This is a genomic window from Pseudomonas sp. B21-047, assembly GCF_024748775.1.
GTDB lineage: Bacteria > Pseudomonadota > Gammaproteobacteria > Pseudomonadales > Pseudomonadaceae > Aquipseudomonas > Aquipseudomonas capeferrum.
Genome location: NZ_CP087169.1, coordinates 3,935,492 through 3,959,985, shown reverse-complemented (window position 1 = coordinate 3,959,985; position 24,494 = coordinate 3,935,492). Strand labels below are relative to the sequence as shown.

General features: G+C 59.7%; 22 protein-coding genes, 1 tRNA gene and 2 pseudogenes. 18 read left to right on the top strand and 7 right to left on the bottom strand.

Annotated features, from left to right (window positions below):
* The first annotated feature begins 55 nt into the window (after positions 1-55).
* Both LOY26_RS18015 and LOY26_RS18010 read left to right on the top strand, forming a co-directional pair.
* Complete coding sequence (locus LOY26_RS18015; RefSeq protein WP_258713959.1) at positions 56-1,777, top strand: S8/S53 family peptidase; 1,722 nt, start codon at positions 56-58, stop codon at positions 1,775-1,777.
* Positions 1,778-1,861: 84 nt separating this feature from the next.
* Positions 1,862-3,304 (top strand): SulP family inorganic anion transporter, encoded by a 1,443-nt coding sequence (locus LOY26_RS18010; RefSeq protein ID WP_258713958.1) that lies wholly within the window; start codon positions 1,862-1,864, stop codon positions 3,302-3,304.
* Between the two features lie 171 nt (positions 3,305-3,475).
* Here LOY26_RS18010 and fusA read toward each other — a convergent pair whose 3' ends face one another.
* Together fusA and LOY26_RS18000 are read right to left on the bottom strand one after the other, a co-directional pair.
* Positions 3,476-5,587 carry an elongation factor G gene (gene fusA / locus LOY26_RS18005; protein WP_258713957.1) on the bottom strand — a complete coding sequence of 704 codons (2,112 nt, stop codon included), beginning with the start codon at positions 5,585-5,587 and terminating at the stop codon, positions 3,476-3,478.
* Between the two features lie 73 nt (positions 5,588-5,660).
* A complete protein-coding gene (locus LOY26_RS18000) occupies positions 5,661-6,086 on the bottom strand; it encodes a hypothetical protein (RefSeq protein WP_033699172.1) in 426 nt (141 codons plus the stop codon).
* Between the two features lie 183 nt (positions 6,087-6,269).
* On the opposite strand from LOY26_RS18000, the gene LOY26_RS17995 reads away from it, so the two are divergent.
* Positions 6,270-6,572 (top strand): hypothetical protein, encoded by a 303-nt coding sequence (locus tag LOY26_RS17995; protein WP_033699169.1) that lies wholly within the window; start codon positions 6,270-6,272, stop codon positions 6,570-6,572.
* A 3-nt stretch (positions 6,573-6,575) separates the two neighbouring features.
* On the opposite strand, the gene LOY26_RS17990 is transcribed toward LOY26_RS17995, so the two are convergent.
* Both LOY26_RS17990 and gcvA read right to left on the bottom strand, forming a co-directional pair.
* Positions 6,576-7,820, bottom strand: a complete 1,245-nt coding sequence (locus LOY26_RS17990) for an aspartate aminotransferase family protein (protein ID WP_258713956.1) — start codon at positions 7,818-7,820, stop codon at positions 6,576-6,578.
* A gap of 133 nt (positions 7,821-7,953) precedes the next feature.
* Entirely contained in the window at positions 7,954-8,850 is an 897-nt protein-coding gene (gene gcvA, locus LOY26_RS17985; RefSeq protein WP_033699165.1) for a transcriptional regulator GcvA, read from the bottom strand.
* 257 nt (positions 8,851-9,107) lie between these two features.
* Between gcvA and LOY26_RS17980 the strand changes: the two genes are divergently transcribed.
* From LOY26_RS17980 to LOY26_RS17970, 3 genes are all read left to right on the top strand, one after another.
* A complete protein-coding gene (locus LOY26_RS17980) occupies positions 9,108-10,490 on the top strand; it encodes an amino acid permease (RefSeq protein ID WP_033699163.1) in 1,383 nt (460 codons plus the stop codon).
* A gap of 199 nt (positions 10,491-10,689) precedes the next feature.
* Positions 10,690-11,187 (top strand): PaaI family thioesterase, encoded by a 498-nt coding sequence (locus LOY26_RS17975; RefSeq protein ID WP_186657428.1) that lies wholly within the window; start codon positions 10,690-10,692, stop codon positions 11,185-11,187.
* An 87-nt stretch (positions 11,188-11,274) separates the two neighbouring features.
* Positions 11,275-11,970, top strand: coding sequence for a glutathione S-transferase N-terminal domain-containing protein (locus LOY26_RS17970; RefSeq protein WP_258713955.1), 696 nt, complete (start codon positions 11,275-11,277; stop codon positions 11,968-11,970).
* Between the two features lie 51 nt (positions 11,971-12,021).
* On the opposite strand, the gene LOY26_RS17965 is transcribed toward LOY26_RS17970, so the two are convergent.
* On the bottom strand, positions 12,022-13,638 hold the full coding sequence (locus LOY26_RS17965) for an inorganic phosphate transporter (RefSeq protein WP_186657434.1): 1,617 nt from the start codon (positions 13,636-13,638) through the stop codon (positions 12,022-12,024).
* A gap of 128 nt (positions 13,639-13,766) precedes the next feature.
* On the opposite strand from LOY26_RS17965, the gene LOY26_RS17960 reads away from it, so the two are divergent.
* From LOY26_RS17960 to LOY26_RS17930, 7 genes are all read left to right on the top strand, one after another.
* Positions 13,767-14,153 carry a DUF488 domain-containing protein gene (locus LOY26_RS17960; RefSeq protein WP_258713954.1) on the top strand — a complete coding sequence of 129 codons (387 nt, stop codon included), beginning with the start codon at positions 13,767-13,769 and terminating at the stop codon, positions 14,151-14,153.
* Between the two features lie 19 nt (positions 14,154-14,172).
* Positions 14,173-14,598, top strand: a complete 426-nt coding sequence (locus LOY26_RS17955; RefSeq protein WP_258713953.1) for a GNAT family N-acetyltransferase — start codon at positions 14,173-14,175, stop codon at positions 14,596-14,598.
* Positions 14,599-14,719: 121 nt separating this feature from the next.
* Entirely contained in the window at positions 14,720-15,109 is a 390-nt protein-coding gene (locus LOY26_RS17950; RefSeq protein ID WP_186657444.1) for a helix-turn-helix domain-containing protein, read from the top strand.
* Positions 15,110-15,172: 63 nt separating this feature from the next.
* On the top strand, positions 15,173-15,811 hold the full coding sequence (gene uvrY, locus LOY26_RS17945; protein WP_027916239.1) for a UvrY/SirA/GacA family response regulator transcription factor: 639 nt from the start codon (positions 15,173-15,175) through the stop codon (positions 15,809-15,811).
* A gap of 5 nt (positions 15,812-15,816) precedes the next feature.
* Positions 15,817-17,640: an excinuclease ABC subunit UvrC gene (gene uvrC, locus LOY26_RS17940; RefSeq protein WP_047581216.1), complete on the top strand. Its 1,824-nt coding sequence runs from the start codon at positions 15,817-15,819 to the stop codon at positions 17,638-17,640.
* Positions 17,641-17,673: 33 nt separating this feature from the next.
* Complete coding sequence (pgsA, locus tag LOY26_RS17935; protein ID WP_033699146.1) at positions 17,674-18,234, top strand: CDP-diacylglycerol--glycerol-3-phosphate 3-phosphatidyltransferase; 561 nt, start codon at positions 17,674-17,676, stop codon at positions 18,232-18,234.
* A gap of 64 nt (positions 18,235-18,298) precedes the next feature.
* Positions 18,299-18,374, top strand: a tRNA-Gly gene (locus LOY26_RS17930).
* Positions 18,375-18,736: 362 nt separating this feature from the next.
* Here the strand turns inward: LOY26_RS17930 and LOY26_RS17925 are convergent.
* Together LOY26_RS17925 and LOY26_RS17920 are read right to left on the bottom strand one after the other, a co-directional pair.
* Positions 18,737-20,080, bottom strand: a pseudogene (locus LOY26_RS17925) (IS3 family transposase); the annotation flags it as partial.
* Between the two features lie 75 nt (positions 20,081-20,155).
* A pseudogene (locus tag LOY26_RS17920) lies at positions 20,156-20,348 on the bottom strand (transposase); the annotation flags it as partial.
* Positions 20,349-20,678: 330 nt separating this feature from the next.
* On the opposite strand from LOY26_RS17920, the gene LOY26_RS17915 reads away from it, so the two are divergent.
* From LOY26_RS17915 to LOY26_RS17895, 5 genes are read left to right on the top strand one after another with little or no spacing between them, the layout of a single operon-like run.
* Positions 20,679-21,425 carry an ArpA protein gene (locus LOY26_RS17915; protein ID WP_186657446.1) on the top strand — a complete coding sequence of 249 codons (747 nt, stop codon included), beginning with the start codon at positions 20,679-20,681 and terminating at the stop codon, positions 21,423-21,425.
* Between the two features lie 13 nt (positions 21,426-21,438).
* On the top strand, positions 21,439-21,894 hold the full coding sequence (locus LOY26_RS17910) for a VOC family protein (protein WP_186657460.1): 456 nt from the start codon (positions 21,439-21,441) through the stop codon (positions 21,892-21,894).
* Positions 21,894-22,340 carry a DUF3291 domain-containing protein gene (locus LOY26_RS17905; protein ID WP_186657462.1) on the top strand — a complete coding sequence of 149 codons (447 nt, stop codon included), beginning with the start codon at positions 21,894-21,896 and terminating at the stop codon, positions 22,338-22,340. Before LOY26_RS17910 ends, LOY26_RS17905 begins: the two co-directional genes overlap by 1 nt.
* 9 nt (positions 22,341-22,349) lie before the next feature.
* Entirely contained in the window at positions 22,350-23,228 is an 879-nt protein-coding gene (locus LOY26_RS17900) for an iron-containing redox enzyme family protein (protein ID WP_186663224.1), read from the top strand.
* Entirely contained in the window at positions 23,225-24,457 is a 1,233-nt protein-coding gene (locus LOY26_RS17895; RefSeq protein WP_186663222.1) for an ATP-grasp domain-containing protein, read from the top strand. Before LOY26_RS17900 ends, LOY26_RS17895 begins: the two co-directional genes overlap by 4 nt.
* The last annotated feature ends 37 nt before the right edge of the window (positions 24,458-24,494 follow it).

Here is a 24,494-nt window from a genome sequence, read left to right as displayed (position 1 = left end):
GAACCTTTGATTTGCCCTGGCAGTCGCAACCTCAGACGCCGCCGGGAGTGACCGCATGAAGCGCTGTGCCACGTTGTTGTTGTGCCTGTTCGCCAGCGTTGCCGGTGCGGCCGGGGACACGCTGCGCATCAAGCAACTTCAGCGTTGCGGTGACCTGCTCGATGCCAGGCGCCTGCAATGGTGCTTGCGCAGCGAAGGGCTGGGGCCGCAGGTGCCTGCGGTCTGGCTCGGCGACGCGCAATTGCCGCAGGCCGATATCGAGCGGCAAGGCGATAACCTCAAGCTGACCTTGCACAGTACCGCCCAGCGCAGCGCGCCGCTGTGGATCGAGGCCGCTGGGCGCAAGAGCAACCCCGTCTGGCTCAGCCGCCAGGGCAGCCATGTGCTCGCCGCTGGCCCCGGGGAAGTGGCGAAGAACATGGATGGGCTGACCACGTACCTCGACCTGGTAAGCCTGTTGATCGAAGAAAAACACGACGGCCGCAAAGAAGCACAGCGTATCGCCGACAAGTTTGGCGCCAAGGTGGTCGGCGCCATCCCACCACTCAACGTCTATCAACTGCGCTTGCCGGTGCACGACCTGGTGCAGCGCGACGCGATGATCCTGCGCATGGGCAGTGAAGTCAGCGTCGATGCCGTGATTGTCGAAGAGTCCGTCCCCGAACGTGCAGAGGAAGGTGGCGGTCGCAGCCGCCAGGCCATGGACCAGGCAGACGAGTGGGCGGCCAACCGCTTCATGGATGCGCTGTATTTCTACCAGCGGCGCATCCCTGCTTCCAAGGTGGCGGTACAGAGCATTCGCGTCGGGGTGATCGAGCGCGATGTGGATTTCGACGCACCGGGATTCATCGGCTATCGCGGCGCCTGTGCGAAGGGCAATACCTGCCTGTATGGCCGGGATGGCAACCGTGCCGACAGCCACGGCAGCCATGTCGCCGGCATTCTCGCGGCTCAGGGTAAAGGCGTGGAAGGCGGGTTTCTGCCGGGGTTGGGCAAACCCAGCCCGGGCTTCGAGGTTATTGTCGAACGCAATTCGGATGCCGGTATCACCGCCAACATCGCGGCTTCGGTCAACCTTGTCGAAGACGGCGTGCGCGTTCTGAACTGGAGCTGGGGCATCCATCGGGTGGGCGCGAAAAATGTCGCGGGTGATGAAGTCGATTCGTTGGTCCGCTCGGGCCTGGCGATGAGCGGGTATGAGGAGCTGCTGGAAGAGTTCTTCCTCTGGTTGCGGGCCGAGCACCCAGACGTGGTGGTCATCAACTCGGCGGGCAACGGCGCCTCGTGGTCCGGCACTGACGAATACCGTTTGCCATCGTCGTTCATTACCGAGCAATTGCTGGTGGTGGGCGGCCACCAGCGCAGCGACAAGGCGGTGCCGGTCGAGGACCCGCAGCATGTGCGCAAGCGCCGCAGCTCGAACATCGACATGCGCGTCGATGTCAGCGCCGCGGCCTGCATCCGCCCCGCGGGTGCCAAGAGGCCACACTGTGGCACCTCGTATGCCACGCCGCTGGTGAGCGCGACGGTGGCGGCGATGTTGTCGATCAACCCGGCACTGACACCCGAGCAGGTCCGCATGTTGTTGCGGCGCAGTGCATTGACCTTGGGTACCGAGCAGGACTTCGAAGCCATGGATGCCGAGGACCTGACTGCGCCGATTTTGCCGTCTGAGCGGGGCGGCCGGCTGAACCACCCGGACCTGGGCCGCTCGGCGCGCCTGGACATGCAGCGTGCGCTGGACCTGGCGGTACAGAGCCTTGACCGGGTGCGTTGAGTGGTGGCCGCTGTTAGACAAATTCCGTAACATTGCGCCCCTTGCTTGCCAGCCCGTCCGCCTGGACCGCCTCACAGGAACGCCATGAAACCCGCCCGACTCCGCGCCGACGTGCTCGCCGGCCTCACCACTTCGTTCGCCTTGGTGCCCGAGTGCATCGCCTTTGCCCTGGTGGCGCACCTCAACCCGTTGATGGGCCTGTATGGCGCCTTCATCATCTGCACCCTGACCGCGCTGTTTGGCGGCCGCCCCGGCATGATCTCTGGCGCTGCCGGCTCGATGGCGGTGGTGATCGTCGCGCTGGTGGTGCAACACGGGGTGCAGTACTTGCTGGCCACGGTGCTGCTGGGCGGGGTGGTGATGATTCTGTTTGGCGTGCTGCGCCTGGGCAAACTGGTGCGCCTGGTGCCGTACCCGGTGATGCTCGGCTTCGTCAACGGCCTGGCGATCGTCATCGCCCTGGCCCAGCTGGAGCACTTCAAGCAGGGCGATCACTGGCTCAGTGGTGCACCGCTGTACCTGATGATCGGCCTGGTGGTGTTGACCATGCTGGTGGTCTACGTACTGCCGAAGCTGACCCGCGCCGTGCCGCCCGCGCTGGTGGCCATCCTCGGGGTAGGCCTGCTGGTGTACCTGCTCGGTTTACCGACCCGTACCCTCGGCGACATGGCGCATATCGCCGGCGGCTTGCCGGAACTGGCACTGCCGAGTGTGCCATGGAACCTTGAAACGCTTCAGATCATTGCCCCGTACGCAGTGCTGATGGCCATGGTCGGCTTGCTGGAAACCCTGCTGACACTCAACCTCACCGACGAGATCACCGAGAGCCGTGGCTTCCCGGACCGCGAGTGCGTGGCCCTGGGGGCGGCCAACATGGTCTCCGGGCTATGTGGCGGCATGGGCGGCTGCGCGATGATCGGGCAGACGGTGATCAACCTCAGCTCCAACGGCCGTGGTCGGCTGTCTGGGGTGGTCGCTGGGGTGATGATCTTGCTGTTCGTGCTGTTCCTGTCGCCGCTGATCGAGCGCATCCCGCTGGCGGCCCTGGTAGGGGTGATGTTCGTGGTTGCCCAGCAGACCTTTGCCTGGGCCTCGTTGCGCGTGTTGCACAAGGTGCCGGTCAGCGATGTGCTGGCGATCATTGCGGTGACCGTCGTCACGGTGTTCACCGACCTGGCCATGGCCGTGCTGTTCGGTATCGTCATCGCGGCGGTGAACTTTGCCTGGCAGCATGCCCGGGAGTTGTATGCCGACAGCCACGAGGACGGCGAGGGGGGCAAGCGCTACCAGGTGCATGGCACGCTGTTCTTTGCCTCGGTCACGCCGTTTCTCAACCAGTTCGATGCGGCGGGCGACCCGGCCAAGGTCACCCTGGATTGCCAGCACCTGAGCTTTGTCGACTACTCGGCAATTGCGGCGTTGAAGACCTTGCGCGAGCGCTATGCCAAGGCGGGCAAGCAGTTGCGGGTGGTGCACCTGTCCGAGCGCTGCAAGAAGCTGCTGAAACGGGCCGGCGAACAGCACTGAGCGTTGTCATGATCCGTGGTGGCAGCGGGCTCGCCCCGCGAATACCGGCGCAGCCGGTGCCAGGCAGCGGCAGTGTCTGGGCCGGCCTGTTCGCGGGGCAAGCCCGCTCCCACTGAGATCACGCCGGCTTTGGGCATCTGAGCAAGGCAGTTGCTGGCACTGGGCGCACGATCATTCGCCGCGGTTTTTCTTCACTATGCCGTCGGCGATGCTGGCCGGCGCCTCGGCATAGCGGGTGAACTCCATCGAATAGCTGGCCCGCCCCTGGGTCATCGAGCGCATCGACGTGGCATAGCCGAACATCTCACCCAGCGGCACCTCGGCACGAATCACCTTGCCGGCTGGCGTCTCGTCGCCATCCTGAATCATCCCGCGGCGTCGGCTCAGGTCGCCCATGATGTCGCCCTGGTATTCCTCCGGCGTCACCACCTCAACCTTCATGACCGGCTCCAGCAGCACCGCCCCGCCTTTTTGCGAGAGTTGCTTGGTGGCCATGGAGGCGGCGATCTTGTAGGCCATCTCGTTGGAGTCGACGTCGTGGTAGGAGCCGTCGAACACCGCCGCCTTCAGGCTGATCAGCGGATAACCGGCGAGCACGCCGTTCTTCATCTGCTCCTCGATGCCCTTCTGGATGGCCGGGATGTACTCGCGTGGCACCACGCCGCCGACGATCTCGTTGATAAACTCCAAGCCCTCCTGGCCTTCGTCGCCAGGGGCGAAGCGGATCCAGCAGTGGCCATACTGGCCGCGCCCGCCGGACTGGCGGACGAAGCGGCCTTCGATCTCGCAGGTGTTGCGGATCTTCTCGCGGTACGCCACCTGCGGCTTGCCGATGTTGGCCTCGACGTTGAACTCGCGGCGCATGCGGTCGACGATGATGTCCAGGTGCAACTCACCCATGCCAGAGATGATCGTCTGGCCGGTCTCTTCGTCGGTGCGTACCCGGAATGACGGGTCTTCCTGGGCCAGCTTGCCCAGGGCAACGCCCATTTTCTCCTGGTCGGCCTTGGTCTTGGGCTCTACCGCCACGGAGATGACCGGGTCGGGGAAGTCCATGCGTTCGAGGATGATCGGCTTGTCCATGTCACACAACGTGTCGCCGGTGGTCACGTCCTTCATGCCGATCAGCGCGGCGATGTCGCCGGCGCAGACGTCCTTGATCTCGGCGCGTTGGTTGGCATGCATCTGCACCATGCGGCCGATGCGCTCCTTCTTGCCCTTGACCGAATTGAGCACGGCATGGCCAGAACTGAGTACGCCGGAGTACACCCGGGCGAAGGTCAGGGTGCCGACGAACGGGTCGGTGGCAATCTTGAAGGCCAGGGCCGAGAACGGCTCGTTGTCGTCGGCGTGGCGTTCCAGGTGTTTTTCTTCATCGTCTGGGTCGGTGCCCTTGATGGCAGGGATCTCGGAGGGCGCGGGCAGGTAGTCGATCACCGCATCGAGCATCAGCGGCACGCCCTTGTTCTTGAACGAGGAGCCCAGAATCGTCGGCACGATCTGGTTGGCGATGGTGCGTTGACGCAAGGCGGCCTTGATCTCGTCGATGGTCAGTTCTTCGCCGTCGAGATATTTCTGGGTCAGTTCATCATTGGCATCGGCGGCCGCCTCGACCAGGTGTGCGCGCCATTCGTCGGCGAGCGGCCGAAGCTGGGCAGGGATCTCTTCTTCCCGATAGGTGGTGCCCTGGTCGGCGTCGTTCCAGTAGATGGCCTTCATCTTCACCAAGTCGATCTGGCCGATAAAGTGCTCTTCGCTGCCGATCGCCAGCTGGATCGGTACCGGATGATGCCCCAGGCGCTGGTCGATCTGCTTGACCACACGCAGGAAGTCGGCGCCCTGGCGGTCCATCTTGTTGATGTAGGCCAAGCGCGGCACATGGTACTTGTTGGCCTGGCGCCAGACGGTTTCCGATTGCGGTTCGACCCCGTCGGCACCGCTGAACACCACCACGGCACCATCGAGCACGCGCAGCGAGCGCTCCACTTCAATGGTGAAGTCGACGTGGCCTGGGGTATCGATGATGTTGAAGCGGTACTTGTCGGCAAACTGCTTGGTCGAGCCTTGCCAGAAGGCTGTGGTCGCCGCCGAGGTGATGGTGATGCCGCGCTCCTGTTCCTGGGCCATCCAGTCCATGGTCGCGGCACCATCGTGCACCTCGCCCATCTTGTGGTTGACCCCGGTGTAGAACAGGATGCGTTCGGTGGTGGTGGTCTTGCCGGCATCCACGTGGGCGACGATGCCGATATTGCGATACAGCTCGATGGGCGTTGTACGGGCCATGGCGGACTACCTGCGGGGATGCGGATTCTCCCAAGGTAGCAGACCGGAAGAATCCTGCTTTACCGCCGGGCCGTCAGTCGGCCTGGGCTTGCAGCAGCCATTGGCCGTCCACTTCGCGGGCCAGGCCGCTGGCAGGCAACAGGGCCAGCAGGCGCTCGTGCAGGGCGGCGTCGGTAAAGGTCTTGAGCTTGGCCAGGTCCAGTGCGCCGACCAGGTTCAGGTCTTCCTTGTGGTACGACAGCCAGGCTTTTTTCAGCACCAGCAGCACGTCGCTGCCTGCGGTGGTGGCGAAGCGGCGGTTGAGCGCTCGGCCTTCGAGGGTGAAGTTGTGCTGATGGCTGTAGCTGTTCTGGTCGCCACCGTCACGGCAGCGGTGGCACTGGCACGGGCCTTCGGCGAACGCGTTGCGCAGGTAGTTGTTGAAGTCCACGACGGGCTTGAGGGACAGGCGTTTGTCGACCTCGAACAGGTCGGCGATCAGGGGTTCTTCGGCGCTCACTCGGGATCCTCGTGTGGTGTGGCGTGCATCGGCGGGCACCCTAACAGATCGGGGCATTCAGATCACCTGTTGGCGGCGGTGCGGCGATCCGAGTTGCCCGCGATCAGGCCAGTAGAGACAACAACGAAAGGCTGCCGTACTCTACGCGCCCACACGCCTACCTATCCTATTGAGGTAACCCGCTTGAGCAGCAAGTACCCGTACATCGCCACCGTGACCGTCAGCACCGAAGACCGTGGGGGCGATGTCGAGGCATCGGAGAACGCCAACATCCGTGTTGGCCTTGAAGCGGTGACTGAAACCCTGAAAAAGGTGCACTTCGTCGGCGCGCTCGCGGCCCCCGAAAAGCCCGCCACGCACATCTGCGTCACCCTGGAAAACGGCCTGACCTACTACGGCCCGATCGTCAACGGCCACGCCGAACTCGAAGGCGGCTGGATCGCCTTCGAGTCCGACATGCTCACCCCCGAAGAACTGGGCCTGTAACCCTCAGTTCAGCTCGGCCAGGCATTGCTCGAGGATATCCAGCCCTTCTTCGAGCACATTGGCTTCGATGGTCAGTGGTGCCAGCAGGCGAATGATGTGCCGCGCCTTGCCGCTGGGCATCAGCAGCAAACCCTTGGCCCGCGCCGTTTCCATCACCTTGGCCAGTTGCGCGGGGGCTGGGCTGCCGTCGGCATTGACGAACTCGATGCCGCGCATTGCACCGACGCCGGTCAGGCGGCCGATGAAGGGGTGCTGTTTTTTCCAGCGCTCCACGCGGCTGACGATGGCCTGCTCCTGGCGCTCGCCCCAGGTGGCGACGTTTTCGTCAGTCATCTGCGCCAAGCTTGCCAGCGCCGCCGCGCAGGCAATCGGGTTGCCCGAGTAAGTGCCGCCCAGGCCGCCCTTGGGCAGCGCCGCCATCAAGGGCTGACGCCCGACTACCGCACCCAGTGGCATGCCGCCAGCGATACTTTTGGCCAGCAGCAGCAGGTCTGGCTCGATACCCAGGCGAGGGAAGGCGAAACGCTGGCCGGTACGACCAAAGCCCGACTGGATCTCGTCGATGATGATCAAAATCCCGTGTTGGTCGCAGAAGCGGCGCAGTGCCTGGGCGAATGCCGGGTCGAGGGCGAGGAAGCCACCTTCGCCTTGCACCGGTTCAAGGATGAACGCTGCCACGTCTTCGACCGCCAGCTCGACGCTGAACAGCCGGTCCATGGCCTTGAGCGCCTGCTCGCAGGTGACGCCGGTGTCGGCGCTGGGGTAGGGCAGGTGGTAGACCGGGCCGGGTAGCTCGCCGACCCGTTGTTTGTAGGGGGCGACCTTGCCGTTGAGGTTCAGGGTGGCCAGGGTGCGGCCATGGAAACCCCCGTCGAAGGCGATGATGGCGCGCTTGCCGGTGGCACCGCGGGCTACTTTCAGGGCGTTTTCCGCCGCTTCCGCGCCGCTGTTGGTCAGCATGCCGGCCAGCGGGTAGCTGACGGGGACGAACTGGCTGAGGCGTTCCATCAGCTCAAGGTACGGGCCATGGGGCGCGGCGTTGAAGGCATAGTGGGTCAGGCGGGTGGCCTGGGTTTGGATCGCCTCGACCACGGCAGGGTTGCAATGCCCCAGGTTGAGTACGCCGATGCCGCCGACGAAGTCGATATAACGTTTACCGTCGGTGTCCCAGACTTCCGCATTCTTGCCATGGGAAAGTGTGATGGGGTGAACGATGGCAATGGACTGGCTGATACTTTCCTGATTCATGGGGCACGCGGACCTTGTTCGAGTTTCTTATTATCCAAGCGTGCCGGCGGGTTATTCCGCAAACGAATTATTCGATTGCGGTCATTCCCTGGATTCATGATCTGGCCAGTTTTTAGGGTTTGGACGGGCAACCTCAATCGCCCTCGGCCACCCGCTCGCGAATCCACTGCACGAACGCTCTGATCTTCGGCACCTCGGCCGCATGCTCGGCATGGGCGATGAAGTGCCGGCCGTTGCTCGGCACCGGGTGGTCCCAGGCCACCACCAGCTTGCCTTCGCTCAGCTCTTCGGCCACCAGGTAGCGAGGGATCAGGGCAATGCCGCAACCGGCGATGGCGGCGCGGATGCACAGGTAGAACGTGTCAAAGCGCGGCCCGTGGTAGCTGTTCTGGCTGTGCAGCCCCAGCCCCAGAAACCATTCATGCCAGGCCTCCGGGCGGGACACGCACTGCAGCAGGCGGTGTTCGGTCAGCGCCTCGGCGCTGCTGAAGTGGTGGCTGGCCAGTAGCTCCGGGGCGCACACCGGCAGCACTTCTTCGCTGAACAGTTCGATGCAGGTCGCCCCGGGCCAAGTGCCCTGGCCGAAGAAAAAGGCGATGTCGGCCTTGGCCTGCACCAGGTCGAAGGGTTCCAGTTCGTTGCGAATATCCAGGTGGATGCGCGGGTAGCGATCGCCAAAACCCTTGAGCCTGGGCACCAGCCAGCGGGCGCCGAAGGTCGGCTGGGTGGCGATGCGCAGCACTTCGGTCTCGTCGCCATAGCTGAGGATGTAGCGGCTGGAAATGTCGATCTGGGTGAGGATCTTGTTCACCTCGGTCAGGTACAGCGCACCGGCCGGGGTCAGGTGCAGGCGCCGGCGAATGCGCTGGAACAACGAGTGCGACAGCATCTCTTCAAGTTGCGCGACCTGTTTGCTGACCGCGCTCTGGGTCAGGTGCAGCTCTTGCGCCGCGCGGGTGAAGCTGAGGTGGCGGGCAGCCGCTTCGAAGCACTGGAGGGCGGTGGTCGAGGGCATCAGGCGTTTGGACATGACAGGCGCGTACCGAGCAAAAAAAGGATGAAGTTCATTCCAAATCGGAATCATGTGCTTCGAAAAGGTCGTTTGTTGACCCAGACCTATAGATTAATACTGACCTGGATCAACGATTACAACCGGTCGTGCGAAGAGGAGGGAAGTAGCCAGTACCGGCATCTTCAGAACAACAAAAAAACCAACATCAGAAATTGATAAGAATTCTGCTCCAATTTTTAGCCGCCCCCGCGCGGCGACCCATTCGAGGGTTCTCCATGGCTTCGCTAGACAACAAGAAACAGCGTTCCTTGCAGCACGGCCTGACGTCCCGTCAGGTGTCCATGATCTCCATCGCCGGCATCATCGGTGCCGGCCTGTTCATCGGCTCCTCCAACGCGATTGCCACCGCCGGCCCGGCCATTCTCATTTCCTATGCCATGACCGGCCTGCTGGTGCTGCTGGTGATGCGCATGCTGGGCGAAATGGCCATCGCCAACCCCAACAGCGGGTCGTTCTCCACCTACGCTTCCGAGGCCATCGGCCCATGGGCAGGCTTCACCATCGGGTGGTTGTACTGGTGGTTCTGGGTACTGATCATCCCGGTCGAGGCCATCGCTGGCGCAGACATCCTGCATACCTACTTCCCCGCTGTGCCATCGTGGCTGTTCGCCTTCCTGATCATGGTCTTGCTGTCGGGTACCAACCTGATCAGCGTGAAGAACTTCGGTGCCTTCGAGTACTGGTTCGCACTGGTCAAGGTGATTGCCATCATTGCCTTCATCGTTGTCTGCAGCCTGGCCGTATTCGGCTTCTGGCCGCTGGCCGAGGTGTCGGGTGTGAGCCGGCTGTGGGACAACGGCGGCTTCATGCCCAATGGCTTCGGCACCGTGTTGGGCGGCGTGCTGATCACCATCTTCTCGTTCTTCGGCGCCGAAATCGTCACCATTGCCGCTGACGAAACGGCAAACCCGAAAGACAAGATTCGCCGCGCCACCAACCTGGTGGTGTACCGCATCGCCATCTTCTACCTGGCCTCGATCTTCCTGGTGGTGTCGCTGGTGGCCTGGAACGACCCGGCCCTGAAAGCCGTGGGCTCGTTCCAGCGGGTACTGGAAGTACTGAACGTGCCGGGCGCCAAGCTGCTGGTCGACCTGGTGGTGCTGGTGGCGGTGACCAGTTGCATGAACTCCGGCCTCTACACCGCGTCGCGGATGCTCTACTCCCTGGGTGCCCGTGGCCAGGCGTTGAGCATGACCAAGCGTATCTCCGGTGCTGGCGTGCCGACGGTCGCGGTCATCTTCTCGACCTTGGCAGGCTTTGCCGGTTGCCTGGTCAACTATGTGTTCCCCGGCAAGGTGTTCGGGTTCCTGCTGTCCACCACCGGTGCCATCGCCTTGCTGGTGTACCTGGTGATCGCCGTGTCCCAGCTGCGCATGCGGGCACGTGCCGAACGTGAAGGCACACCGCTGGAGCTGAAGATGTGGTTGTTCCCCTGGCTGACCTGGCTGGTGATCGGCACCATTGTCATGGTGTTGGGCTACATGCTGTTCAGCGATGCCTACCGTTACGAGACGCTGATGACGGCGGGGGTGACGCTGTTCATCCTGCTGGTGTCGCTGACCCAGCGGCGCGGCAAGGTGGTTGCGCAGACCGCGTGATCCTTGGGGGCGCTTTGCGCCCCATTCGCGGCACAAGGCCGCTCCCACAGGTACTGTGCTGTCGTGTACAGACTGCTGGGAGCGGCCTTATGCCGCGATGGGCTGCAACGCAGCCCCGGCATTCTCATTGGCGCTGGCAAATCGCGGCGCTACCATCGACGCTTGCATCCCTTCCCATTCCAACAAGCACAGGAAGCGTATGAACGAGCAAACCCTTTCCCTCCAGCAACTCGCCGCGCCAGAAGGCAGCTGCTACGGCTGTGGCTGTGCCCACCCCAGCGGCCTGCACCTGCAAAGCCACTGGGACGCCGATGGCATTCACCTGTTGTGCCGACACTCGCCCGATAGCAGCTTCATCGGCTGGCCCGGCCTGGTCTACGGCGGCTTGCTGGCGATGTTGGTCGACTGCCATTCCAACTGGACCGCCATGGCCTACCACTACCGCAACGAAGGCCGCGAAGCGGGCAGCTTGCCGCGCATCGATTGCGTCACCGGCACGCTCAACCTCAGCTACCTGAAACCGACGCCCATGGGGGTCGAGCTGCTGCTCAAGGCGCGCGTAGAAGGCGAAGTAGGGCGCAAGAGCCGGGTCATCTGCGAGGTCTGGGCGGACGATGTGCTGACGGTGACTGCCGACTCGGTATTCGTGCGGGTCGACACCGAAAAGCTCAAGCTCAAGGCCCATGGCCAGGCGTGATCAGCCAGTGCCGATGAGTGGTCGGTGATGGTCAGCGGGCGGGGATGTCACTAGAGTGACAAGCCCATCCCCCAGGCAAGGTTGACCATGACCGATCTGAGCGCATTCCCCATCACCCGCAAATGGCCCGCCCAGCACCCCGAGCGCCTGCAGCTGTATTCGCTGCCCACGCCCAACGGCGTCAAGGTGTCGATCATGCTGGAAGAGATCGGCCTGGCGTACGAGCCGCACAAGGTCAGCTTCGACACCGATGACCAGATGAGCCCTGAGTTCATCTCCCTCAGCGCCAACAACAAGATCCCCGCCATCCTCGACCCGAACGGCCCTGGCGGCCAGCCGCTGGCGCTGTTCGAGTCGGGCGCGATCCTGCAGTACCTGGCCGAGAAAAGTGGCCAGTTGCTCAGCCAGGACCCTGCCGTCCGTTACCAGACCCTGCAGTGGTTGATGTTCCAGATGGGCGGCATCGGCCCGATGTTTGGCCAGGTCGGGTTCTTCCACTTCTTTGCAGGCAAGGAATACGAAGACAAGCGCCCGCGCGATCGCTATGTCAACGAATCGAAGCGCCTGCTGGGCGTGCTGGATCGGCACCTTGAAGGGCGGGAGTGGATGGTCGACACGTACAGCATCGCCGATATCGCCATCTTCCCTTGGGTGCGCAACCTGGTGGAGCGCTACAACGCCCGTGAGCTGGTGGGCTTCGATGCGTTCAAGGAAGTGCAGCGGGTGCTGGCCAACTTCCTCGAACGCCCTGCCGTTCAGCGGGGCCTGAAAATCCCGGGCTGAACGCCAGGTACTTAACCTGTGGGGCTTGTTCCCACAGCCTCATCTTGCAGACTAGAAAATCTGATTCAACACCCAGTACAGGCTACCCGCCAGCAGCATCGCCGCTGGCAGGGTCAGCACCCACGCCATCAGCAGATTGATCAGCGTGCGCTTCTGGATCCCCGAGCCATTGGCGACCATGGTCCCGGCCACACCAGAGCTCAGCACATGGGTGGTCGACACAGGCAGCCCGAACATGTCCGCCGCGCCGATGGTGCACATCGCCACCACCTCGGCCGAGGCGCCCTGGGCGTAGCTCAGGTGGGTCTTGCCAATCTTCTCGCCCACCGTCACCACGATGCGCCGCCAGCCGACCAGGGTGCCCAGCCCCAGGGCGATGGCCACGGCCACCTTGACCCACAACGGGATGTAGCGCGTGGCGTCGTCCAATTGGGTCTTGAACAGTTGCACATGGCTGCGGGTGTCGGCATCAAAGGTTACCAGCTGGTTTTTCTCGATCAGGCGGATGGCTTCGCTGGTCAAGTACATGTCGTTGCGCACGTTGGCCATGGCCTCGGCCGGCACGCGCTTGAGCGAGCCATAGCCTTTGACTTCTTCGCCGATCATGCCGGTCAGTGCCGCGAGTGCGGGCACCAGTTGCGGGGTGGGCTTGGGCTCGGTGATGAACAGGGTCAGCACCTGGCGAGGGTCTGCCGGCACCGGTTGCGGATCGCTGCGCACCAGCGCCTGGCGCGTCACCTCGGCAACGGCCGAAAACTGCAAGGACTGCTCGCTGGGCATGGTCTTGTTCAGGGCATACGCCATCGGCAGCGTGCCGACCAGAATCAGCATGATCAGCCCCATGCCTTTCTGGCCATCGTTGGAGCCGTGGGCAAAGGACACCCCGGTGCAGGTCAGGATCAGCACGCCGCGGATCCACCACGGCGGCGGAGTCTGGCCTTCGGGTGCCTGGTACAGCGCCTTGCGCTTGACCAGTGCGCGCAGGGCTAGCAGCAACAGGGCGGCGCAGGCAAAGCCGATCAGCGGCGAAAACAGCAGCGCGTAGCCCACCTTGCTGGCCTGACCCCAGTCCACTCCGCTGGTGCCGTCGCGCCCGTGCATCAGCGCATTAGCCACCCCTACGCCGATGATCGAGCCGATCAGCGTGTGCGAAGACGAGGCCGGCAGGCCCAGCCACCAGGTGCCCAGGTTCCAGATGATCGCGGCTAGCAGCAAGGCAAAGACCATGGCGAAACCGGCCGAAGAGCCGACTTGCAAAATCAGCTCTACCGGCAGCAAGGCGATGATGCCGAACGCCACCGCACCGCTGGAGAACAGCACGCCGAGGAAGTTGCACAAACCCGACCAGACCACGGCAACCGGTGCCGGCAACGAGTGGGTATAGATGACTGTGGCCACGGCGTTGGCGGTGTCGTGGAAGCCATTGACGAATTCGAAACCCAGGGCAATCAGCAACGCCAGGCCCAGCAGCAGGAACGGCGTGACGGTGGTGATTACCGTGCCGCTGGCGCTGACGTCCTGTTTCAGGCTCCAGGCGGTATAGGCGAGGCCGGCCAGCAGCAGGCCGAAGAACAGAACCACGGTGGCGCGGCCGGGCTTGTGAGACAGCTGCGGGCGCGCATCGCGTTGGGCCAGGTGCGGCTGGCTGGCCAGGGACGGGGTTGCCATGGGGGCTCCGATTGGCGTCGGGCGAAGGTGCCGAAGGCTGTGAGCATAGAAACAATTCGTTACTGGCCCGTGACCTCGGTCAATGAATTATCTAGGCTCAAGACAGACGGCAATGGCCGGAGAAGCCCATGATCCGCTGCAAACGTGTCTACGAAGCGCTCGCCGAGGAAGACGGCCAGCGTGTGCTGGTCGACCGCCTGTGGCCGCGCAACAAGCGCAAGGATGACCTGCATGGCCAATGGCTGCGCGAGGTGGCGCCCTCGCAGGGTTTGCGCAAGGCATTTCACCAGGGCGAGGTGGATTTTGCCGGTTTCACCCAACGCTACCGGCAGGAGCTGACCGCACACCCCGAGTACTGGTACCCGCTGCTGGGCCTGGCCGCCAAGGGCACGCTGACCTTGCTCTATGCCGCCAAGGACACCGAGCACAACAACGCCCAGGTACTCGCCCAATGGCTGGAAGATGAGTTGGAGCGCCATGGCCCGGGCAGTTCGCCCGTGTGCTATGCCACCTAAAGCGGTGCACAATAACGGCATGAAGCTCATACCCGCCACCGATGCCCACCGCAGTTTCGCCCGCGACCTCACGCGCCGGGCCATGCTGCCGTACTACCGCGAATTCGACCTGCTGTGGATCGAAGAAGCCTTTGACCAGGCCTGGGCCTGGCGCGAGCAGTGGCTGGTGATGGAGGGTGAACAGGTGCTGGGCTACTGCAGCCTCAGCCAGGACCGCCAGGCATTGTTCATTCGAGAGCTGCACCTGCTGCCTGAGCACCGCGGGCGCGGCATCGGCGGCCGGGTGCTGGAGGCCCTCGCCGGCTGGGCGAAACAGCGGCGTTTGCCACTGCTGCGCTTGATGGTGTTTCGCAGCAACCCGGCTCGGTTGTTGTATCAACGCAGGGGCTTTGCGGAGGTGGGCGAGGATGAATGCTTCGTGCGCATGCAGCGCGTCATCGACTGATAGCGCAGTGATGGCTTGTCGCGGCTGGTGACCATGGGCATAGTGGGGTCTGAAATTTACCGCTGCTTACAGGACGGTGGGCGGCGTTGGATGATGTTCAAGGACAAAGGAGAAACGTGAGATGAATGGATTCGGTCCGCGACTGCGCGAAGAGCGCGAACGGCTGGGCATGACCCAACGGGTGTTTGGTGACATCGGTGGGGTCGAGCCCAATGCCCAAGGTAAGTACGAGAGCGGTGAGCGCACGCCCCGCGCCGATTACCTCGCAGCACTGGCCGCCCAGGGCATGGACGCGCTCTATGTGCTTAGCGGTGTGCGCACCCCGGCACCGCTGGGCAACCTGACCCAGGACGAGGCCGACTTGCTGGGCGCTTTTCGGCAACTGCCGGTCGACGATCAAGCCGCGCTCTGGCACTTGCTTGGGCGTTTGTCAGGTGAGGCCAAAAGCCGTGAAACAGTGAGGCCTTTCACACTTGGCCGTCAGGCGTATCTGACAGAAGTTTTGCGTTAGGCCCGCCATGAAAAATTTTGTTAAGGTGGCGGGATCCAATCGCCCTGCAGACGAGGTGTGTGCTTGATTAGGGTCTTAGTGGTCGATGATCACGATCTGGTACGAACCGGTATTACCCGCATGCTGGCCGACATCGATGGCCTGCAAGTGGTGGGTGAGGGGGATTCGGGGGAGTCGGCGCTCAAGCTGGCGCGGGAACTCAAACCCGACGTCGTCCTGATGGATGTGAAAATGCCCGGCATCGGCGGCCTGGAGGCCACCCGCAAACTGTTGCGCAGCCATCCCGACATCAAAGTGGTCGCGGTCACCGTGTGCGAGGAAGATCCGTTCCCCACGCGCCTGCTGCAAGCCGGTGCTGCCGGTTACCTGACCAAGGGCGCCGGGCTCGACGAAATGGTCCAGGCCATCCGCCTGGCCTTTGCCGGCCAGCGCTACATCAGCCCGCAGATCGCCCAGCAACTGGCACTCAAGTCGTTCCAGCCACAAGGCTCGCCGTTCGATGCGTTGTCAGAGCGCGAAATCCAGATCGCCTTGATGATCGTCGGCTGCCAGAAAGTGCAGATCATCTCCGACAAGTTGTGTCTCTCGCCCAAGACCGTCAATACTTACCGTTATCGGATCTTTGAAAAACTCTCGGTCACCAGCGACGTCGAACTGACCTTGCTGGCCGTTCGCCACGGTATGGTTGACGCAAGCCTGTAAACCTCATGTCCCAAGCTTTTGATGCCAGCGCGTTTCTGGCGACCTGCAGCGGTCGCCCGGGCGTTTATCGTATGTTCGACGCCGAGGCGCGGCTGCTCTATGTGGGCAAGGCCAAAAACCTCAAGAAGCGCCTGGCCAGCTATTTCCGCAAAACCGGCCTGGCGCCCAAGACCGCTGCGCTGGTGGGCCGCATCGCCCAGGTCGAGACCACCATCACCGCCAACGAGACCGAGGCGCTGCTGCTGGAGCAGAACCTGATCAAGGAATGGCGGCCGCCGTACAACATCCTGCTGCGCGACGATAAATCCTACCCCTACGTGTTTATGTCTGACGGCGACTTCCCGCGCCTGGGCATCCACCGCGGTGCGAAAAAGGCCAAGGGCCGATACTTCGGCCCATACCCCAGCGCCGGTGCCATTCGCGAAAGCCTCAGCCTGTTGCAAAAGGCCTTTTCGGTGCGCCAGTGCGAAGACAGCTACTACGCCAACCGCACCCGGCCCTGCCTGCAGTACCAGATCAAGCGCTGCAAGGGGCCGTGCGTCGGCCTGGTCGACAAAGACGAGTACGCCGACGATATTCGCCACTCGGTGATGTTCCTCGAAGGCCGCAGCCAGCAGTTGGGCAACGAGCTCAATGCCGAGATGGAAAAGGCCGCCATGGCCCTCAATTTCGAGAAGGCCGCCGAGCTGCGCGACCAGATCGCCTTGCTGCGCCGCGTGCAGGACCAGCAGTACATCGAGGGCGGTACCGGTGACGTCGATGTGATCGCCGCCTTCGTCAACCCCGGTGGCGCCTGCGTGCACCTGATCAGCGTGCGCGGCGGGCGGGTGCTGGGCAGCAAGAACTTCTTCCCCCAGGTGGGCATCGAGGAGGAGGTGGCCGAGGTCATGGCTGCGTTCCTGTCCCAGTACTACGTGGGCAATGCCGAACGCGAACTGCCCGGTGAGCTCATCGTCAACGTGGTGCACGAAGACTTCGAAGCCATCCGTGAAGCCCTGCAAACCCTGCGCGGCCGCGAGCTGACCATCACCCACCGGGTGCGCGGCACCCGGGCACGCTGGCAGCAGTTGGCAGTGACCAACGCCGAGCAGGCCCTCAACGCCCGCCTGGCCAACCGCCAGCACATGGCCGCCCGTTTCGAGGCCCTGGCCCAGGTGCTTGGCCTGGACGAAGTACCGCAGCGCCTGGAGTGCTATGACATCAGCCACTCCAGCGGTGAGGCCACCGTGGCCAGCTGCGTGGTGTTCGGCCCGGAAGGCCCGATCAAGTCCGATTACCGCCGTTTCAACATCGAAGGCGTGACCGCCGGCGACGACTATGCGGCCATGCACCAGGCCCTGACCCGCCGCTACGGGCGCATCAAGGACGGCGAGGGCAAGCTGCCCGACGTGTTGCTGGTGGACGGCGGCAAGGGCCAGTTGAACATGGCCCGCGACGTCATGCAGGAGCTGGCCTTCACTGACCTGACCCTGCTGGGCGTTGCCAAGGGCGTGACCCGCAAGGCCGGTTTCGAGACCCTGTACCTCAACGACGTGCACCACGAGTTCACCCTCAAGGGCGACTCACCGGCCCTGCACCTGATCCAGCAGATCCGCGACGAAGCCCACCGTTTCGCCATCACCGGCCACCGCGCCCGGCGCGGCAAAGCCCGTCGCGTGTCCAGCCTGGAAGACGTAGCCGGGGTCGGCCCCAAGCGCCGTCGCGACCTGCTGAAACACTTCGGCGGCCTGCAAGAGCTCAACCGCGCCAGTGTCGATGAAATCGCCAAAGCCCCTGGTATCAGTAAAAAGCTTGCCGAGTCGATTTATGCCAGCCTGCATAGCGAGTAGAATGCCTGGCTCAACCCGCAGCCAGTCGTACCGATGAATATTCCAAACCTGCTCACCGTTCTACGCGTCCTGCTCATCCCGATCTTCATCCTGCTGTTCTATGTGCCCTATCACTGGAGCTACATGGCCGCCAGCAGCGTGTTCGCCGTCGCCGCCGCCACTGACTGGCTGGACGGCTACCTGGCGCGCCGCCTGCAGCAGAGCACACCGTTCGGTGCCTTCCTGGACCCGGTGGCCGACAAGCTGATGGTCGCCGTGGCCCTGGTGTTGCTGGTGCAGGTGCACGCGAACTTCTGGCTGACCTTGCCGGCGGCGGTGATCATCGGCCGCGAGATCGTGGTGTCGGCGCTGCGCGAGTGGATGGCCGAACTGGGGGCGAGGGCGCATGTGGCAGTGTCCAACCTTGGCAAGTGGAAAACTGCGGCGCAAATGCTTGCGCTGGTGATCCTGCTGGCCAACCCGCCGGGTGTGACCTTCTGGGTCATTCTGGGTTATGGGCTGCTGCTGGTGGCGGCAGGCTTGACCCTGTGGTCGATGGCGCATTATCTGCTGGCCGCCTGGCCACACCTGCGCGAAGGCTCGGAGCAGAAATAAAAACTTTTTTGAATCAAGGGGTTGACGCCGTTTTAGATATTGCTAGAATGGCACCCATCACGACGCGGGAATAGCTCAGTTGGTAGAGCACGACCTTGCCAAGGTCGGGGTCGCGAGTTCGAGTCTCGTTTCCCGCTCCAAATTCGATCCTCAGTGCGTCGCTGGGATCACAAAAAAGAGGCCTTAGGGCCTCTTTTTTTGTGCCTGGAATTTGGTGTGTGCCGAACTTTGGTATTCGCGCTGTACCTGTAGGTGCTGGCGCGTCGAGGCGCCGAACCGCTGTGATCGGCTGCAAAGTTGCCGTGTCGGTCTCGAATGTGAGGTGCTTCATTCTCGCGAAGCGTCGCTCGCCGCAAGTGAGATGGATATCCGTCCTCGGTGTCACTTGTTCAGCAGTTCCTTGAGCAGAGGGCTGTGGGAATTGATTGTTCTCTCTAGGTGAGTGACTGCCGGCGTTTTTCAAGGTAGTTGTCGCGTCAACCGTCTAACTATGCCGCTCTCTTCTCGACCTGTGGTGCTCGTTGTTGTACCAACGCATGAAGTCCCTCACCCATGCTCGTGCGGCGTCCAGACTGGCAAAACCATTCTGCGGCCATTGCGGGCAGTATTTCAGCGTTCTAAACAGCGACTCCGAGTAGGGATTGTCGTTGCTGACCCGCGGTCGGTCTCGCGAGGGCGTGATCCCCAGTTCGTACATCTTGCTCAGCAGCGTCACCGATTTCATCGGCGCTCCGTTGTCCGAGTGCAGCACCAGCGGTTCGCGTAGACATTGCTCACCGATCACGCTGCGTTGCAGCAGCTCGGCGGCTTTCTCGCCGCTTTCCACGTCGTAGACCTCCCAGCCCACGGCCTTGCGACTGTAGATATCCTCGATCAGATAGAGGCAGTAATACTTGCCGCGTATCGGCGACGGTAGATACGTGATGTCCCATGACCACACCTGATTCGGCCCTTTTGCCGCATGTGTCGTCGGCGCCGCCTGCCGCCTGGGGCGCTGACTGCGACCTCGATGATGCTGTTGACCCGTCATGCGCAAGACGCGATAAAACGTCGCCTCCGACGCCAGATAACGCCCTTGATCGGCCAGGCGCGGCACGATCTGGCTGGGTGGCAAGTGAGCATAATCAGCGCTGTTGCACAGCGTCACAATTGCCTGTCGCTCGACCTCACTCAGCGCATTACACGGCGCTGGTCGCGCGATAGTCGTTCGCCCATCGGCCTGAACGATCTCGGGGCCAGTCCAGCGTTGCAGGGTACGCAGCGACAGGCCAACCTCCCGGCAGGCCGTGATTTTTCTGGCTCCCGCCGCGACGGCTTCGCTCAGCCAGTCAATAAACAACTGCCGTTGCGGCAAAGAAGTCAGTTGCCCCCCAGTAGTCGTTGAGCTTTTTTCGCAGCACCAACAACGCGGCTGTTTCAGCGAGCGCCTTGTCTTTGCGGCGCAGTTCGCGCTTAAGTTCATGGATACGTTTCTTGTCTTTGTGCGACTGCTCCCGATCTTCTTTTTGCTGAGCCTTCTCCGACTTCTGGCCGGCGATGAAGGCTTGCCGCCAAGCCGTGATTTGCTCGGGGTAAAGGCCTTTACGACGGCAATACTCGCCCAGGTCGATCTCGGACAAGCCGGCCGCTTCGAGAACGACGGCAAATTTGGTTTCGGCTGGCTAGCTCTCGGCCGATGACTTGTTTTCGGACACTGCACTTCCTTCAGAACTGAGCTGCTTGCGCCAGTTGGACAAAGACATTTCGCTGACCCCTTGCGCCGGGAAACCTCGGCCATCGACAGGTTCAGCGGGGGAAGCAGCATCTTGAGTAATGCGGCTCTGCGTTCAGGTGAATAGTACGGCACGATCCGTCTCTTTCCGCCCCCGATGTGTTTTGTTAGGAAAAATCGGAGAGGCGACAACTATCCTGACACCGGGGGCTTGCAAAGCTCAGCCTGCTGATCATCGCTTGTCGCCGCTGTTCTTGGGGCTTGCTGTAGAGCTTTATCTTGGAGTCGAGGCTGTGAACGGATACGCCCAGGCGCTGGGCAAAATCGATAGCAGGTTTTCCTCTATCGGCACTTACTTGACCGATAAACTCTTGAATTCTTTGGGGTAGCGGTGAGGGCTCATGTTACCTCCTATTTGGGCCTCATTATTAGGCATGGAGGTATGTAGGAATACGTGAACCCTTATTCGATCATGCGGATCCCTCAAATTACCTATGCTCCGATCCGGAATCGTAAGCGGTTTATCAGTCGTCCTTAGCTCGCCTTTCTTGATGTGTCTAGTGGAATTGGGTGAGTAAATATAACTCAAAATTCCCTTTGGGTTTTGCGCGTCAATTCCAGTGTTTTTGGAAATTGTAAACTGCCGCGCAGCCACTTTATTGATTTGCTCTGTCGATTGTAGGATTCGTTCAATGTCGCTGAGGCATTCAGCAATCAAAAGGGAGCGATGAATATGTCAGATCAATCAGATAAATTTGAACATGTAAAAACAAGCGATCTGCTAAAGGAAAATCCATTTGCTGGGCGTGACTTTTTTTGGGAGCAGCACCGTTTTGAGCGTGATGGATATCTTAAGATAAATCACTTGATAGACAGTGAGGTCAATCAAGAAATCACCAGCGATGTTAAGTATCTCCTCTCGAACTTCGCAAAGCGGAGAGATTTTCTTATTGAATCAACCGGGAATACCCCTCGATATTTGAGTAATGTCCCCCAAGAGACCATAGAGCAGGAGGGTAGATATATTCCGAGGGCGTATAGGTCTAATTATTTGGCGGGTTTGATCAGTGGTATAGTTAAGGAGGATGTGATTCCGACTCCCTGGAAATGGGATAACTATATCATCAATAGCCAGCATAAGGTCGGTGATACTCACGGTTGGCACTGGGGCGACTACCCGTACACTATTATTTGGGTGGTAGAAGCGCCCGATATCGAGTGCGGAGGACTATTGGAATGTGTGCCTCACACTCGCTGGGATAAAAGTAATCCACGAGTGGAAAATCTCTTGCTCGAAAATAAAATAGACTCGTATTTTCATTCATCAGGAGATGTCTATCTACTGAAAGCTGATACGACATTGCATCGAGTGAAGCCCCTTACTAAAAATGTACGAAGGATTATTCTGAATACGACATGGGAGCGTGCACGAGATAAGGATCGTCACGTGGAACATGAAACATTCGTCTTTCGAGATTGATGGGTGAGTGAGCATGAGTGCTATTAAGTTCTCACACACAAATCTGATTACTCCAGACTGGAAGAAGCTATCTCAGTTCTATATTGACGTATTCCACTGTGTGCCGTCTGGTCCAGTTAGGCAGCTATCGGGGTGCTCCGTTGCTGAAGGCACTGGAGTTTCAAGGCCACAGATCGAAGGATTGCATTTACGCTTACCAGGATTTGGGAGCGATGGACCTACACTGGAAATATTCCAATACAGCAGGCACATTCGGCAACCCTTAAAGCACGCAAATACTCGTGGCATCACGCATTTAGCATTTGAAGTTACAGATCTTGATTCTGTGTGCGCAAATGTAGTTCGTTATGGTGGGACGATGCTGGGGCGGTTGGCAAAGCTCCCGGTTGAGGGGGTCGGAGTATGTACTTTTGTGTATGTTCGGGATCCTGATAGAAATATCATTGAAATCCAAAGCTGGGAGGATTGATGAGTAAGGTATTGGCGCAATTTGATTTGGTGAAGCCGAGATTTCCAAAAGAATCAGTGGAGATGGCAGGGTTTTATGCGAATGTTGATCGCATCAATAGCATTGCAGAGAGTTCAGATGGTTTTATTTGGAGAGAAACTAACGAGGATCAGGAAGGGCTTCAAGCTTTATGGGGCGAAGGATATCTATATACGCTATCAGTTTGGGATGATGTTGCGTCTCTGAAGAAATTTCTCTATCACACGCCACATGCTCAAATGCTGAGTAAAGGCCATGAATGGTTCCACAAAATTATGCACCCTAGGATGGTCTTGTGGTGGGTGAGGAGGGGGCATGTCCCTAGTCTTTTGGAAGCACATGAACGATTGACTTGGTTGTTTGAAAAAGGTGCTTCTTACAAAGCATTCGATCTGAAAAATTCTTATGGGCCAATTTCCATTTATTGAGAGGGAACTATGGGTGCTCTGGTTTATGAGGATCAAAAACAGCTTGCTGTATATTACAAAAAGGCATTTGGTGCGCCCGAAAGCATAATCGGTCTTGGCAGGGATGCTGAAACGCTGAGGCGTTCAGTATATTCATTGGAAAATAATTGGAATGCGGTTGAAGAGGGTTGTATTGACTTGGCTGGACTGCCTAAGGTCAAGGCAGAGTTCATTAACTGGTATTTGGTTATGGAACGGAGGATGAATTCCGATATCCGATTCTTCATCGAGTTTTTGAGGCGGAAAGCAAGTTTAGAGCAAATAGCCTATTACATATGCATGGAAGAGCTAGTGGATGGGGCATTCGATGATTTAATGGCTATGGTGCAGCTGGGGATGCCACTAAAGCCGAAGATGGTGGCGGCGGAGAACTATTGGGATGAAATGGGGGGTGGCAATGCCGCTGCGGTCCACACTGTGATGTTCAAAGATTCCTCTATCTTCATGCGAGATATCCTGCGGCAGGCAAACATAACAGCAGAGCAACCAACGTTAGAGTGCCTTATGAATGGTAATGTTCTGTTGATGTGGGCGCTGAGGCGGGAATACAATGTAAGACTGATCGGTGCTATAGGGATCATTGAAGGTTCGGCCCCTGTCCGTTTTCGGGCAACTACAGAAGCTCTTGAACGGCTACAGGTGCCGAAAAAAGTAATAGCGTATCACCAGTCTCATATTAGTATCGATACCCGGCATAGTAATGCGTGGCTAGAGGTTGTTCTGGATTATTATGCCGGTAGTGGGGAGGAGGTTGTCCGAGAACTAGCGCTGGGTGTTAGCATTCGTTATAACGTGGCGCTGCGTTATTATCATCACATGTACCAGATGATGCGGAGTATCTCTCAATGACTAAGCTTTCAGCTGTGGTTGTTGTGGATCCGATAAGTTCTGCGTGTTATTACGGTGCGGAGATTCAAAAGCACGGCTACTTGAGTATAGCTTTAATCAGCGTAAAGCGGTTGTCTGAAGCGGTTCGTCGTCTACAAAACCTAAATGAGTTTGAATCTATTGTTTATGCAGATGACCTTGATGAAGCAATGCAAGCGCTTTCTCGGTACAGTATTCGTGCAGTTATCCCGGGGTCTGACGTAGGTATTAAGTTTTCCGATGCGCTCAGTAGTATGTATGGTTTACTTGGTAATCCCGTCGAAAGCTCCCAGACCCGACTAAATAAATTAGAGTTGAAAAAAAAGTTAATTGCTGCAGGCGTACCGGCTACTTGGGCTCGTGGAGTCAGGCTAGAGGAGCTTAAGATTGATACATTTAAGAAAAATGACTACCCGTTAGTCGTGAAGCCGGCTCAGGGCACGGGTAGCCGCAATGTCAAAGTTTGCCGCAATCATCGAGAGTTGTACGCGGCAGTTCAGGCTGTCGAAAAAAATAGAGAAATCCAATCTGATGGCGAGCTTTATGCGCTGGTCGAAAAATACTTGGCGGGTGATGAGTATTTTGTTGTGACTGCGAATTGCGGTCTGAGTGGGCATAAGATAATGCTGTGCTTTGCTAGGTACGAGAAGGTCGAGGCAGATGGCAATCCAAGTATCTATAAAAATATACGCTCACTTTCTCTTAATGATTGTCGGGCGCTTCTCGCATTCTCATATGCGTCAGAGGTTAATAGCGCTCTTGAATTTTTTTGGGGTATTAATGATATCGAGTTAAAGATCGGCTCGAATGGGCCGCTGATTATTGAGCAGAATGGCCGATTGCCTGGGGCGAATGTTCCGAGGTTGATAGAGGCTTGTTCTGGTGTGAATTGCTATGAGCTAAATATAGATATCTTTCAGGGTGGATTTTCGAGCGCGCTTGAATCGGTGGAGTTTAGCAGGCACTTTTGTATTTGCTGCTTGATTTGCAATGTGTCTGGAGTGGTAAAAAATATAACCGGATTGGAGAAGGTGGAAGGCCTTGACTCATTTTATATGTTGGAACTGTCAGTAGCGGAGGGCGAAGTTGTAGGGCGGACGCGAGATTTTCTATCATCTTGGGGCATGGTTTACCTTGTTCATGAAAGTCAGGAGGTATTGGCTAGAGACTCTGACTTTGTACATAAAACACTTGCGCTGATTTGCGACTGAGTTAACGAGGTTTGTTTTTTTGGAGGTGATCAGCACG